Below are 14,028 nucleotides of genomic sequence, written 5' to 3'. Positions count from 1 at the left end.
ATGCCTTCGTATATCCAGCGGCAAACGATCAACGGGATCGACGGAAACCGCCATATTGCCGAATGTTTCGAGGAAAACCGGCCGCAGCCGGTCGGGCGCGAAAGGCGCGCTTGCCGGTCCCGGCAGGGTCGCGGTGGCGCTTGCCGTGATCGCTCCGCTCTGCTGGCTGCCGCAGGCCGGGTTTGCCGCCCATGCCATCGGGCGGATGGCGGATGGAGCGGGCGTTTCCGGCGTGGTTTACGACGCCATCGGCTTTATCCTGTTCGGACTGCTGCGTGCAGCGCTTGACGCGCTGTCCGGCCGTCTTGCCTTCACCTCCGCCCGGCGCGAACTCACCACCAGCCGCGTGAGCGCGCTTGCAGCCCTTGCGGCCCGCTCGCCGGTCGATATCGGCCGTCCTTCCTCCGGGCAGGCGGCGAGCGTGATCGCCGAACAGGCGGAAATGATCACGCCCTGGCTCTCCCGCTATGTGCCGGCCAGAATGAAGGCCGTGGTCGTGCCGCTCGTCATCGTCGCGACGATCCTGCCTTTCTCGTGGATCGCGGCACTGGCGCTGCTCCTGACGGCGCCGGTCATTCCGCTGTTCATGGCGCTGGTCGGCATGGGGGCGCAGAAGGCCAGCGAAAAGCAGCTTTCCCGCATGGGCGATATCAACGCCTTCCTCATCGATCGTCTGAGGGGTCTTGCGACCATCCGCACGCTCGGCGCGGTGTCCGATACGGCAAAGCGCCTGCGCGTCGAGGCGGACGACCTGAAGCGGCGCACCATGGCGGTGTTGAAGATCGCCTTCCTCACGTCTGCGACGCTGGAGCTTTTTTCCGCACTCGGGGTGGCGCTCACCGCCGTCTATGTCGGCTTTCACCTGCTCAGCTTCATCGGGTTCGGCGCGTGGGGCGGTAAGCTGACGCTTTCCGAGGGCCTGTTCGTGCTGATGGTTGCGCCCGCCTTTTTCGAGCCGTTGCGGGAGCTTTCTGCCGTCTGGCACGACCGGGCCGCCGGCGAAGCCGCCCACAAGGCACTGACGGCGCTTGCCGAACAGGGCATGCCCCTGCCGAAATCCTGCGACACCTCAGACGACGCTTCATTCTCACGCCAGAGCGAAGCCGCCCTTCTTGCGGAAAACCTGCGCTACACCCATCCGGGCCGGGAAGCCCCAACGCTCGAGGCTTTCTCTCTTTCCGTCGCACCGGGAGAGAAGATCGCCATCATGGCGCCGAGCGGCGCGGGCAAATCGACCCTGCTGTCGCTGATCGCCGGGCTTGCCGCGCCGGAGGCCGGATCGCTGCTGCTCTCGGGACACTCGCCGGCGGCAGCGCGGGAAGCTTGTGAAATCGCCTGGATCGGGCAATCCGCCCATGTCTTTTCCGGCTCAATCGCCACAAACGTGTCGCTCGGCCGGGACGAGGTCGATGCCGGGGCGGTGGCCTCCGCGCTTGCCGTTTCACGTCTTTCCCATGTTGCCGAAAGCCATGGCCGTGCGCCGCTCGGCGAGGGCGGAACGGGCCTTTCCGGCGGCGAGATCGTGCGGCTTGCCATTGCCCGCGCCGCCGCCTCCACGAAGGCACGGCTGATCCTCGCCGACGAGCCGACGGCCCATCTCGATGCTGTCACGGCCGATCTGGTGACGGACAGCCTGCTCGACCTCGCAAAGGGAAGAACGCTCGTCGTCGTCACCCATGATGTGGTGCTTGCCGCGCGCATGGACCGGATCGTGGCGCTTGCGGCGGAGGAGGGTGCATGAGGCCGCTTCTCGTGGTTCTTCGCCGGTTCCTCAAGGAAAAGCGGCTGGCGATGGCACTGGGCTTCCTGCTCGCAGCACTGACCGCGATTGCCGGGATCGCCCTGCTTTCGCTCTCCGGCTGGTTCATCACGGCAACGGCCTTTGCGGGCCTCACGACCGCGACCGCGCTCGCCTTCGATGTCTTCGCGCCCTCGGCCGGCATTCGCTTTCTCGCGCTGTTTCGCACCGCCGCCCGCTATGGCGAGCGCGTCGTCACCCATGACGCGACGCTCTCGGTGCTTGCCGGCATGCGGGAAACGCTGTTTCGAACCTTCGCCACGGCGCGCTCGGCGCGTGCGCTGGCGCTTCGCCCCGCGCGCCTGCTCTTCCGGCTGACGCTGGATGTCGATGCGCTCGACGGGCTTTACCTGCGGCTTCTGGTGCCGGCTGGAGTGGCGCTGGCCTCGGCGCTGTTCGCCGTCCTCTCGCTCGCCTTCATCGATGGCCGCATCGCGCTTGCGGTCGGCCTGTTTCCCGTCGTGGCGGGCTTCGGCATTGCGACGATCTCTGCGCTGAAGGCGGAAAAACCGGCCCGACTTCGCGCTGCAGCGCTTGAGGCCGTGCGCGGCCGGGTTATCGACATGATCGCCGGCGCCACCGATCTCCTGATGGCCGGCCGCCTCGAGGCATCGCGCGCCAATGTCGAGGCGGCGGAAACCCGGCTGGCTGAGACCGACGACCGGCTGAACCGCATCGAGACGATGGCCGGCTTCGGCCTTTCGGCTCTCGCACCTGTCATCGGTGGCTGTCTTCTCGTGGCCCTCGCCTTGCTGGTCGAGACTGATGTCATCGGCGTACCCATAGCCGCCTTCGCCCTGCTTCTGGCGCTTGCCGCCGTCGAGCCGTTCACGGCCCTGAAACGCGGGGCGCTGGAGGCGGGACGCATTCTTGCCGCCGCCCGCCGCATCGCGCCGCGTCTCGACGAAACTCCGCAGGAGATCGCCATCGCGGCACCGCCGCCCGGGCTCGCTCTTCTGGCCGAGAATATCGTCGTCCGGCATCCGGGCGCGAGCCGTCCGGCGCTGTCAGGTTTGTCGCTCGCAATCCCGGCGGGCGAAATCGTGGCGCTGACCGGCCCGAGCGGGGCGGGAAAATCGACGCTAATGGCGCTGATAGCAGGCGAGATCGAAGCCGAAGCCGGCCGCTTTGCGACGCAGCCGGCAAGCCTTCTCACCCAGCATGTCGAGCTTTTCGCCGATACGCTCTCCGGCAATCTCCGGCTTGCGAAACCGCAGGCGACCGAAGCCGAGCTTTGGGCCGCACTTGAGGCCGCAGGCCTTGCGGAAACCGTGAAAGCCCTGCCGCAGGGGCTCGAAACCTGGCTCGGGGAGGGCGGATCGGGTCTTTCCGGCGGCGAGAGGCGGCGGTTGTCGCTGGCACGCCTGCTGCTCACCGATGCGGCCCTCCTGCTGCTCGACGAACCGACCGAAGCGCTGGATGCGGAGACCGCCCGCGACATCGTGGCGCGCCTGGCAGCCGCAAGGGGAGGGCGCACCATCCTGATTGCGACCCACAGCTTACGCGAAGTTGAAATTTCCGATCGCATACTTGTTGTTGACAATGGTCAATTACGTGGCAATTTCAATTGTATGGAGTCGGCCTTCACTGAGGTTGCGTCAGGACTGCGCAAGCGCTGAGCGACGTTATTTTGTCGCATTGCGTGCACTGCGGGATAACAATAAGCAATTGTTAGACGGTGCTTTCAGCAGTTCAGAGACATCATGCGTTCTTCCGGCTCCATATCGCAATTCATGCGCATCCTGTGCGCGATTGCGCTCCTCTCGGTGGGTTTTGCCCATCGGGTGCCGGGTGTGTATGCAGCTGACATCGTTGCGGCGGCCATTGTGCTTCCCGACGGCACTATTCCCGATCTCTGCCTCGCCGGCTCGCAGGACGGCATCGGCAAGAGCGGGTACCATCTGAACCGGTCGTGCGAGGCCTGCCTCGTTTCGGGGGCGATTGTCCTTCCGCTGCCGGCAGACGATGCGGGCGACCGGCCCGTGCCGCATGAGGCGGTCCTGCGACCGGATCGGGCGCGTTTCGATGCGCCGCCCGTGCTGATTTCCAGGGCAGCGCCGAGAGCGCCGCCGATGGCCTGATGGCCCAAAACGCCTGACGCCGCACCGCCTGCGGCCTCGGGCAAACACCCCGATTTTTCTTTTCTGGAGATCGAGATATGGAACTCGATATCGTGGCGCTCTCGCGCCTGCAATTTGCGCTCACAGCACTTTACCACTTTCTCTTCGTGCCGCTCACCCTCGGACTGTCCATCCTGCTCGCCATCATGGAGACGGTCTATGTCATGACCGGCCGCACCATCTGGCGGCAGATGACCAAGTTCTGGGGCACGCTGTTCGGCATCAACTTCGTGCTCGGCGTATCGACCGGCATCGTCATGGAATTCCAGTTCGGCATGAACTGGAGCTATTACAGCCATTATGTCGGCGACATCTTCGGCGCGCCGCTCGCCATCGAGGGGTTGATGGCCTTCTTCCTCGAGGCGACCTTCGTCGGCCTGTTCTTCTTCGGCTGGGACCGCATGTCCAAGGTCGGCCACCTCATCGCCACATGGTGCGTGGCGCTCGGCTCGAACTTCTCGGCGCTGTGGATCCTGATTGCCAACGGCTGGATGCAGAACCCGGTCGGCTCGGCCTTCAACCCGCAGACCATGCGCATGGAGGTCAACGACTTCTTCCTCGTGCTGTTCAATCCGGTGGCGCAGGCAAAGTTCGTGCACACCGTTTCGGCGGGCTATGTCACGGCTTCCGTCTTCGTTCTCGGCGTTTCCGCCTGGTACCTGCTGAAGGGCCGCGAACTGGAGCTTGCCAAGCGCTCGATGACGGTTGCGGCGTCCTTCGGTCTCGCCGCCTCGCTTTCGGTCGTCGTTCTCGGTGACGAAAGCGGCTACGAGGCCTCCGAACACCAGAAGATGAAGCTCGCCGCCATCGAGGCCATGTGGGAGACGGAGCCCGCACCGGCCGCCTTCACCGCCTTCGGCTTTCCCGATCAGGAGGCTCGCGAGACCCATTACAAGGTGGAGATACCCTGGGTCATGGGCCTGATCGGCACGCGCTCGCTGACCACCGAAATCCCCGGCATCGACAGCCTCGTCAGAAGCGCCGAGACCCGCATCCGCCGGGGCATCATCGCCTATGACGCGCTGCAGACCATCCGCGCCGCCGGCACCACCACGGCCATCGACCCGGCCATCAAGGCAAGGTTCGAGAACAACGGCCTCGATCTCGGCTATGCGCTTCTGCTGAAGCGTTACGTCGACGATCCGCGTCAGGCAACCGACGAGCAGATCGCCAAGGCGGCCGCAGACACCATCCCGAGCGTGCCAACCCTGTTCTGGGCCTTCCGCTTCATGGTGGCGCTCGGCTTCTATTTCATCGCGCTGACGGCCGTCTTCTTCGTCATCTGTAGCCGTCACACCCACACCAAGCGTCCGTGGCTCCTGAAGGTCGCGGTCTTCTCCATCCCGCTGCCGTGGATCGCCGCGGAACTGGGCTGGATCGTCGCGGAGGTGGGCCGCCAGCCATGGATCATCGAAGGCGTGTTGCCGACAGCCGCCGCCGTCTCCAATCTCGGTGCGGCGACGCTGCTCGTCACCATCGCCGGTTTCGCCGCGATCTACACCGTCCTCTTCATCGTCGAGATGGGGCTGATGCTGAAGGCGATCCGCAAGGGACCGGAGCCGGACGACCAGCTCCCCGGACATCCGGAACCCGAACTCATCTCGAAGACCATCGTACCGGCGGAGTAAGACCATGATCCTGCACACGCTTATCGATTACGAAATCCTGCGCGTCATCTGGTGGCTGCTGCTTGGCGTCCTGCTCATCGGCTTTGCCGTGATGGACGGGTTCGACCTCGGGGTGGCCACGCTCCTGCCCTTCGTGGGCCGGGACGACACCGAACGGCGCGTCGTCATCAACACCATCGGCCCGGTCTGGGAAGGCAACCAAGTGTGGCTGATCCTCGGTGGCGGGGCGATCTTCGCCGCATGGCCGCCGCTCTATGCGGTATCCTTCTCGGGCTTCTATCTGGCGATGTTCGCGATCCTCTTCGCGCTCATCCTGCGCCCGGTCGGCTTCAAGTACCGCTCGAAGCGCGAAAGCGCCACATGGCGCACCGCATGGGACTGGGCGCTCTTCATCGGCGGCCTCGTGCCGGCGCTGGTCATGGGGGTCGCGGTCGGCAATGTCCTGCAGGGCGTGCCGTTCCACTTCGCCGACGACCTGCGCATCTTCTATGACGGCACGACGCTGTTCGAACTGCTCAACCCCTACGGCCTGCTCGCCGGCATCCTCTCGGTCTCGATGCTGGCCATGCACGGCGCCGGCTGGCTGACGCTGAAGACCTCCGGCAACGTCAACGCCCGCGCCCGCCGGATCGGCATGGTCGCAGCGATCCTGACCATCGTGCTCTTCGCCGTCGGCGGCTTCTGGCTGACGATGATCGACGGCTACCGGTTCACCTCGGCAATCGCTCCGGCCGGCCCCTCGAACCCGCTCTACAAGACGGTCGAGGTCGCATCCGGCGTCTGGTTCCAGAACTATGCTGCCTATCCCTGGATGATGATCGCGCCGGCGCTCGGCTTCCTCGGTGCGCTCGGCTCCCTCCTCGCCTTCGCGGCAAAGAAGGACGGGGCGCCGTGGCTGATGAGTTCGGTATCGATCCTCGGCATCATCTCGACGGTCGGGCTTTCGATGTTCCCCTTCATCCTGCCGTCCAACGTCGATCCGCGGTCCAGCCTCACGGTCTGGGACGCCTCGTCCAGCCACATGACGCTGTTCATCATGCTGGTCTGCGCCGTCATCTTCGTTCCGATCATCATTGCCTACACCTCGTTCGTCTACAAGGTGCTGTGGGGCAAGGTCGACGCGAAGGACATCAACGATCCCGCCAACCACGCCTATTGAGGAAAGGAAACCTTCATGTGGTATTTTTCCTGGCTTCTCGGCCTGCCGCTTGCCGCAGCCTTCGCCGTGCTCAACGCCATGTGGTACGAGCTGATCGACAGCAAGAAGAAGGAGGACGCCGCCAAGGCGGCCGCCAGCTCCAAGTGACGGGGTTGACCTCCTTCTCGTGACAAGAAAACCCGTGCGGCGGGAAGCCTGACTTTCGCGCCGCACGCCTTTCGGCACAAAGACCGCACCGGCCGGCAACCAGCCGGAATCACAAAAGTTTTTCCGACAAATCCGTCCCGCCAAAGGGCGCGCCGTACGGCGCTCCGCACCTTTTCGGCCTGCCCGTGGCACGGCCTTTCCCGCTCTTCCAGCCTCGACTGCGACCGGCAATCCGCCCGGATCGCCCCATCGATTTCCAGCCGATTTTGATGGGAAATTTCCCACACGGGCTACTTGACAGAAAGTCAGGGAGACATCACGGTAAAGCGGTTTAGTAAATCGCTTTACAAAAACATCGAACCCAAGGTTTGCGAGACGCCATGTCGAATAAACGGGCCACCAGTCTCAAGGATGTCGCGGACGCAGCCGGCGTCTCGGTCACCACGGTTTCGCGCATGCTCAACGGCTCGCTCCAGCTTCCGCCCGAGACGAAGCTGAGGATCGACAAGGCCATCCAGGACCTCAAATACGAGCCGAACCCGCACGCCCGGCGCCTCAGCCGCGGCCGGTCGGATACCATCGGCCTCGTCGTTCCCGATATCGCCAACCCCTTCTTCGCAACGCTGGTGGCGACCATCGAAGAGGAGGCCGACAAGCGCGGCCTGGCGCTTTCGCTGCATGCGACGCTCAACCGTCCAGGCCGCGAGATCGCCTATCTGAGATCGCTCGGGCGCAACCATGTCGATGGCCTCGTCTTCGTGACGAACCACCCCGACGACGGGGAACTCGCAGCACTCATCAACCAGACCGGCAAGGTCGTCGTCGTCGACGAAGACGTGCCGAACGCCATGGTGCCGAAGCTCTTCTGCGATAACGAGCAGGGCGGATATCTCGCCGGCCGGCATCTGGCCGAGTACGGCCACGCCCGCGTGCTCTATATCGGCGGACCGCAGGAAATGATCAGCACGAGGCGGCGCTACAAGGGCCTCGAACGGGCCATGATCGAGCATGGCACGGGCATCGACGGTCTCATTCGCTACGAGGGCGATTATACCGTCGAGTTCGGCCGTGCCGCCGGGCGGCGCTTCCTCGACGAGGGAAAGCCGGCCACCGCGATCTTCGCCAGCTCCGACGAAATCGCCATCGGCCTGATCGAGGTCCTGCGCGGGCAGGGCGTCTCCATCCCCGGCGAGGTCTCCATCGTCGGCTTCGACGATGTGGGACCGCTCCATCTCTTCGCGCCGCCGCTCACCGCCATCCGCCAGCCTGTCCGGGCGATCGGCGAGCGGGCGCTATCCCTTCTACTCGAGACAGACTGGCAGCAGCGCGAGGATTTCACCTCCGAGGAGCTGCTGCCCATCGAAATCGTCGTGCGGAACTCCGTTGCGCCGCCGTCGAAGCCATAAATGCAACGTAAAAGCCCACCAACCAGAGGATGAACTCATGAACAGCTTGAAACGCAGGACATTTACCGCCGCCCTCGCCGCCACCGCCTTCACCGGACTGTCGTTCGGCACGGCCTTCGCCCAGGACGCGCAGAAGACCTTCGCCCTCATCCAGATCAACCAGCAGGCCCTGTTCTTCAACCAAATGAACGAAGGCGCGCAGAAGGCTGCCGATGCCGCCGGCGCAAAGCTGGTGATCTTCAACGCCAATAACGATCCGGCCGCCCAGAACAGCGCCATCGAGACCTATATCCAGCAGAAGGTGGACGGCATCGCCGTCGTCGCCATCGACGTCAACGGCATCATGCCGGCCGTACAGCAGGCCGACGCTGCCGGCATTCCGGTCGTCGCCATCGACGCCATCCTGCCCGAGGGACCGCAGAAGGCGCAGATCGGCGTCGACAACGCCAAGGCCGGTGCCGACATGGGCGCCTTCTTCCTCGACTACGTGAAGGCCAACATGGGCGGCAAGGTGAAGTACGGCGTGGTCGGCGCGCTGAACTCCTTCATCCAGAACGTTCGCCAGGAAGGCTTCGAAAAGACCGTGACCGGCACTGAAGGCGTCTCCACGGCCGGCGTCGTCGATGGCCAGAACATTCAGGACAACGCGCTCGCAGCCGCCGAAAACCTGATCACCGGCAACCCTGATATGAACGCCGTCTACGCCACCGGCGAGCCGGCCCTGATGGGCGCCATCGCCGCTGTCGAAAGCCAGGGCAAGCAGAAGGACGTCAAGGTCTTCGGTTGGGACCTCACGGCCCAGGCGATTGCCGGCATCGACGCCGGTTACGTCACCGCCGTCATCCAGCAGGATCCGTCCGCCATGGGCGCTGCGGCCGTCGACGCGCTGAAGACGCTTTCCGGCGGCGGCACGGTCGAGAAGACGATCTCGGTTCCGATCACGATCGTCACCAAGGACAACGTCGAACCCTACCGGGCGATCTTCAAATGACAGGTGAAGGACAGCACCCAACCGCTGTCGCAGGGACCGGGGGAGCAGAGCTCCCCCGGGAACCCGGCGCAGACGGAGCGCGCAAGCCCCGCATTTCGCTGCGCGGCATCCGCAAGACCTTCGGTTCGCATCAGGCGTTGCGCGGTGTCGATCTCGACATCTATCCCGGCGAGTGTCTCGGCCTTGTCGGCGACAACGCGGCCGGCAAGTCGACGCTAACCAAGATCATCTCCGGCACCTATATCCCAGATGACGGCTCGATCACGCTCGAAGGACAGGACGTCCGCTTTACCGGCCCTGCCGATGCCCGCGACCGCAATATCGAAATGGTGTTTCAGGACCTGAGCCTGTGCGACCATATCGACGTGGTCGGCAATCTCTTCCTCGGCCGCGAGCTGACCAGGGGTCCCTTTCTCGACCGTCCCCGGATGATGGAAGAGGCCCGCGCCATGCTGGACGCGCTGGAAATCCGCATTCCGCGTCTTGGCGCCCGCGTCGAGAAGCTTTCCGGCGGCCAGCGTCAGGCCATCGCCATTGCGCGTGCCGCATCCTTCAATCCCAAGGTCCTGATCATGGACGAGCCGACATCGGCGCTCGCCGTGGCGGAAGTCGAGGCCGTTCTGGCCCTGATCAACCGGGTCAAGGCCAAGGGTGTCTCGGTCATCCTCATCACTCACCGCCTGCAGGATCTCTTCCGCGTCTGCGACCGCATCGCCGTCATGTATGAAGGCACCAAGGTGGCGGAACGCGACATCGGCAAGACCGATCTGCAGGATCTCGTGCAACTGATCGTCGGGGGGAGACATTGAGCGCCTATACCGAACGCGCGGCCGGTTCGCCCGTCGCCGATTTTCTCTCCGAACATGCGCAGGTGGTTTCCATCGCCGTGTTCTTCGCCGTCTGTTTCCTGTTCTTCTCGGCAACCACGGACACCTTCCTGACCGCCGGCAACATCCTCAACGTCCTGCGGCAGGCAGCGCCGATCCTCGTCGTCGCCATCGCCATGACCTTCGTCATCATCACCGGCGGCATCGACCTTTCGGTCGGCTCGCAGGTGGCGCTGATCAATGCGGTCGCGGCGCTCATTCTCGCCATGGGCATTCCATGGCCTGTCGTCGTCGTCGGCATGATCGTGTTCGGCGCAGCACTTGGCATGGCGCAGGGCTGGTTCGTCGCCTATCAGGGCATCCCGTCCTTCATCGTCACGCTTGCCGGCCTGTCGATCCTGCGCGGCTTCGCGCTCTATCTGACGCAGGGCTACTCCATTCCGATCAACAACGTGCCGGGCTTCTTCGCGCTCGGTCGCGGCGAGGTTCTGGGCTTTCCGGTACCGGCGCTGATCGCGGTCGGGGTGGCGCTCATCGGCTATGTGGTGATCGCATCGACCAAATACGGCCGTCAGGTCGTGGCGGTCGGCTCCAATCTCGAAGCGGCGCGTCGCGTCGGCATGCCGGCGAAGTGGATCCTGTCATCGGTCTACATGGTCTCGGGCATCGCCTGCGCGCTGGCCGGCCTGTTGATCGCGGCCCGTCTCGGCTCCGGCTCGTCCAATGCCGCCGTCGGCTTCGAACTGCAGGTGGTGGCGGCCGTCGTTCTCGGCGGCACCTCGCTGATGGGCGGACGTGGCAGCATTCTCGGCACCATCCTCGGCACGCTGACCATCGCCGTGATCGGCAACGGCCTGATCCTCATGCATATCTCGCCCTTCTTCACGCAGATCGTGACGGGCGCGATCATCCTGGTGGCGATCTGGCTCAACACCCGCATCTTCACCACCAATTTCCGCTTCGGCGGAAAGAAGAAGTGAGGCGGCCGTGGCGAGCGAGCTTTCCGAAGCCCATGTGCGTTCCGGCAAGGTGATGACGGTGGCGGGGCCGATCCCGGCTTCCGCGCTGGGCGTCACCCTGATGCACGAGCATATCCTCAACGACTGCCGCTGCTGGTGGCATGCGCCGAAGACGCCGGAGCGGCAATATCTCGCCGAGGGCTTCGTCTGCATGGAAATCCTCGGCGAGCTTCGCCAGGATCCCTTCGTCAACAAGCACAACATCACGCTTGACGACGAGCCGCTGGCGATCACGGAACTCCAGGATTTCGCCCGCGAGGGCGGCCAGACGGTGGTCGAGCCGACCTGCCAGGGCATCGGCCGCGACCCGGCAGCCCTCCGGCGGATCTCGAAAGCCTCCGGGCTCAACATCGTCATGGGGGCGGGCTATTACCTCGGCTCCTCCCACCCGGCCAAGGTGGCGGGGATGACGATCGACCAGATCGCCGACGAAATCGTCCACGAGGCGAATGTCGGCGTCGACGGCACCGATGTGAAAATCGGCCTCATCGGCGAGATCGGGGTTTCCTCCGATTTCACGGCCGAGGAGGAAAAGTCGCTCAGGGCCGCGGCAAGGGCGCAAGGCCGAACCGGCCTGCCGCTGATGGTGCACCTGCCGGGCTGGTTCCGGCTCGGCCACAAGGTGCTCGACATAGCGGAAGCCGAAGGGGCGGATCTCCGCCACACCGTGCTCTGCCACATGAACCCCTCGCATGAGGATCTCGCCTACCAGAGCGAGCTTGCCGCACGCGGGGCCTTCATCGAATACGACATGATCGGCATGGATTTCTTCTATGCCGACCAGCAGGTGCAGTGCCCGAGCGACGAGGAGGCTGCCCGCGCCATCGTCAAGCTTGTCGAACGGGGCCATATCGACCGCATCCTGCTGTCTCACGACGTCTTCCTGAAGATGATGCTGACGCGCTATGGGGGTAACGGCTATGCCTACATCCTCAGGCATTTCCTGCCGCGGCTGAAGCGGCACGGACTGGATGACGCGCAACTCGACATCCTCATGCGGGACAATCCGAGATCGGTGTTCGAGGCAAAAGCCTGACACCGCCAAACGAATTCAGAAACGGAAAGAACATGACCAAGAAAGTCCTTCTCGTCGGTGAAAGCTGGATCAGCTCCGCCACCCATTACAAAGGCTTCGACCAGTTCGGCAGCGTGACCTTCCACCTCGGCGCGGAACCGCTGGTCAAGGCACTGGAAGGCAGCGAATTCGAGCTGACCTACATGACCGCCCATGACGCAGTGGAGAAGTTCCCCTTCGAGATGGAAGGCCTCGACGCCTACGACACCATCATTCTCTCGGATATCGGCGCCAACTCGCTGCTGCTCCCGCCCGCCGTGTGGCTGCATTCGAAGACCGTTCCGAACCGTCTCAAGCTCATCAAGGCATGGGTGGAAAAGGGCGGCAGCCTGCTGATGGTCGGCGGCTACTTCTCCTTCCAGGGCATCGACGGCAAGGCCCGCTGGCGCCGCACGCCGGTCGAGGACGTGCTGCCCGTCACCTGCCTGCCTTATGACGACCGCGTCGAAATTCCGGAAGGCACCGCACCCGTCATCACCAAGGCCGACCATCCGACGGTTGCCGGCATGGCTGGCGAATGGCCGCTGCTTCTCGGCGTCAACGAGGTCGAGGTGCGCGAGCGCGCCGACATCGAAGTCGTCGCCCGCCTGCCGGAAGACCAGGGCGGCCACCCGCTGCTCGTCACCGGCACCTTCGGCAAGGGCCGCTCCGCAGTCTGGACCTCGGATATCGGCCCGCACTGGCTGTCCCCGGCATTCTGCGAGTGGGAAGGCTATGGCCGCCTGTGGAAGAACATCCTCGGCTGGCTGAACGCCAAGGCCTGAGCATAGCCGGGCAGTCGCGGCTGAAAGCCCCTCCCAAACCCTCCCACAAGGGGGAGGGTTTAACCCGGCCGTTACGTCAGCGGCTGGGTCTCTCCCCCCTTGTGGGGGAGATGGCCGGCAGGCCAGAGGGGGAATTCGCAGGGGGAGTTGGCAGGCCTCAGCCCGCCAGGATCTTCGCGAGTTCTTCCGATGTCGGGAAGGCGAGGCGGGTGCCGCGACGGCTGACGGTGAGTGCGGAGGCTGCCGCGGCATGGCCGATGGCGCGGGCATCGGGTTCGACCCCGCGCAGCGCCGCCGAGGCAAGCGCGACGGCCATGAAGGTATCGCCCGCTCCGGTGGTGTCGATCGCCTTTGCGGCAACGGCGGGAATTGCGGCGACGGGCCCGTCGTGGCTCGCAAGCAGCGCGCCGTCGGCACCGAGGGTCAGAACCACATGCCGCACACCCGCCTCGATCAGGCGGGTTGCGGCGGAAGCATCCGACGAACCGGCAAGGCTTTCGGCCTCGCCACGGTTCAGGAAGGCGATGTCGACGAAGGGCCAGAAGCCGGCGAAATAGGGCCTGAGAGGCGAGGGGTTGAAGGCGGTGACAAGGCCGCGTCCCTTGGCTTCCCGGAGAATGTCGCGGGTGGCGTCCTCGCCGAGATTGCCCTGCAGCACGACAAGGTCGCCCTTGGCTGCTGCGTCGAGCGCCGGCAGGGCATCGGCAAGCGTCAGCGAGCCGGCGGATTCGGTGGTGGTGACGATGGCGTTCTCGCCATCGGGCGTGGTGAAGATGATGGAGAAATCGCTGGAGCGGCCGGCAAGCGCCACGAGATGCGCATCGACGGGCTCTTCGGCAAGCTGATCGCGAATGGTCCGGGCGCGGAAATCCTCGCCCACGGCCGAAACAAGCGTGGTGGCAAGGCCGGTACGGCTCATCACCACCGCCTGGTTGGCACCCTTGCCGCCAAGGTCGCGCGTTTCCTCGCGGCCAAGGATGGAGGCTCCGGCCTCCGGCATGGACGATACGGAGATGGTTTCGTCTACGGCGACGTTACCGATGACATAGGCTCGCATGGCGGGACTTCTCGACCGAGAGAGATTTAAAAAGGGA

Annotated in this window: 13 protein-coding genes; 12 read left to right on the top strand and 1 reads right to left on the bottom strand. The window is 64.7% G+C overall.

The window, feature by feature from the left end; all coding sequences use genetic code 11:
* The first annotated feature begins 55 nt into the window (after window positions 1–55).
* From cydD to NBH21_RS17720, 12 genes are all read left to right on the top strand, one after another.
* Window positions 56–1,741, top strand: a complete 1,686-nt coding sequence (cydD, locus tag NBH21_RS17775) for a thiol reductant ABC exporter subunit CydD (protein WP_250911866.1) — start codon at window positions 56–58, stop codon at window positions 1,739–1,741.
* Entirely contained in the window at window positions 1,738–3,417 is a 1,680-nt protein-coding gene (gene cydC / locus NBH21_RS17770; protein WP_250911867.1) for a thiol reductant ABC exporter subunit CydC, read from the top strand. Before cydD ends, cydC begins: the two co-directional genes overlap by 4 nt.
* Window positions 3,418–3,501: 84 nt before the next feature.
* Window positions 3,502–3,879: a hypothetical protein gene (locus NBH21_RS17765; protein WP_250911868.1), complete on the top strand. Its 378-nt coding sequence runs from the start codon at window positions 3,502–3,504 to the stop codon at window positions 3,877–3,879.
* 77 nt (window positions 3,880–3,956) lie between these two features.
* Window positions 3,957–5,546: a cytochrome ubiquinol oxidase subunit I gene (locus NBH21_RS17760; protein ID WP_250911869.1), complete on the top strand. Its 1,590-nt coding sequence runs from the start codon at window positions 3,957–3,959 to the stop codon at window positions 5,544–5,546.
* A 4-nt stretch (window positions 5,547–5,550) separates the two neighbouring features.
* Complete coding sequence (cydB, locus tag NBH21_RS17755) at window positions 5,551–6,705, top strand: cytochrome d ubiquinol oxidase subunit II (RefSeq protein WP_250911870.1); 1,155 nt, start codon at window positions 5,551–5,553, stop codon at window positions 6,703–6,705.
* 15 nt (window positions 6,706–6,720) lie between these two features.
* The gene (cydX, locus tag NBH21_RS17750) at window positions 6,721–6,852 is read left to right on the top strand and encodes a cytochrome bd-I oxidase subunit CydX (protein ID WP_250911871.1); all 132 of its coding nucleotides are present in this window, start codon (window positions 6,721–6,723) and stop codon (window positions 6,850–6,852) included.
* 380 nt (window positions 6,853–7,232) lie between these two features.
* Window positions 7,233–8,258, top strand: coding sequence for a LacI family DNA-binding transcriptional regulator (locus NBH21_RS17745; protein ID WP_250911872.1), 1,026 nt, complete (start codon window positions 7,233–7,235; stop codon window positions 8,256–8,258).
* A 37-nt stretch (window positions 8,259–8,295) separates the two neighbouring features.
* The gene (locus tag NBH21_RS17740) at window positions 8,296–9,249 is read left to right on the top strand and encodes an ABC transporter substrate-binding protein (RefSeq protein ID WP_250911873.1); all 954 of its coding nucleotides are present in this window, start codon (window positions 8,296–8,298) and stop codon (window positions 9,247–9,249) included.
* Window positions 9,246–10,058 (top strand): ATP-binding cassette domain-containing protein, encoded by an 813-nt coding sequence (locus tag NBH21_RS17735; RefSeq protein WP_250911874.1) that lies wholly within the window; start codon window positions 9,246–9,248, stop codon window positions 10,056–10,058. The genes NBH21_RS17740 and NBH21_RS17735 overlap by 4 nt, the downstream gene beginning before the upstream one ends.
* Window positions 10,055–11,056 carry an ABC transporter permease gene (locus tag NBH21_RS17730; protein WP_250911875.1) on the top strand — a complete coding sequence of 334 codons (1,002 nt, stop codon included), beginning with the start codon at window positions 10,055–10,057 and terminating at the stop codon, window positions 11,054–11,056. Before NBH21_RS17735 ends, NBH21_RS17730 begins: the two co-directional genes overlap by 4 nt.
* 52 nt (window positions 11,057–11,108) lie before the next feature.
* Window positions 11,109–12,131: a phosphotriesterase family protein gene (locus NBH21_RS17725; RefSeq protein WP_250911924.1), complete on the top strand. Its 1,023-nt coding sequence runs from the start codon at window positions 11,109–11,111 to the stop codon at window positions 12,129–12,131.
* Between the two features lie 32 nt (window positions 12,132–12,163).
* A complete protein-coding gene (locus NBH21_RS17720) occupies window positions 12,164–12,934 on the top strand; it encodes a glutamine amidotransferase (RefSeq protein ID WP_250911876.1) in 771 nt (256 codons plus the stop codon).
* Window positions 12,935–13,091: 157 nt separating this feature from the next.
* Here NBH21_RS17720 and NBH21_RS17715 read toward each other — a convergent pair whose 3' ends face one another.
* Window positions 13,092–13,991 carry a PfkB family carbohydrate kinase gene (locus tag NBH21_RS17715; protein ID WP_250911877.1) on the bottom strand — a complete coding sequence of 300 codons (900 nt, stop codon included), beginning with the start codon at window positions 13,989–13,991 and terminating at the stop codon, window positions 13,092–13,094.
* Window positions 13,992–14,028 lie beyond the last annotated feature (37 nt).

Origin of the sequence: Ciceribacter sichuanensis (genome assembly GCF_024055605.1) — a bacterium.
Lineage (GTDB): Bacteria > Pseudomonadota > Alphaproteobacteria > Rhizobiales > Rhizobiaceae > Allorhizobium > Allorhizobium sichuanense.
Note: the sequence above shows the minus strand (reverse complement) of the source record. Positions and strands in the feature narration are given on the sequence as shown.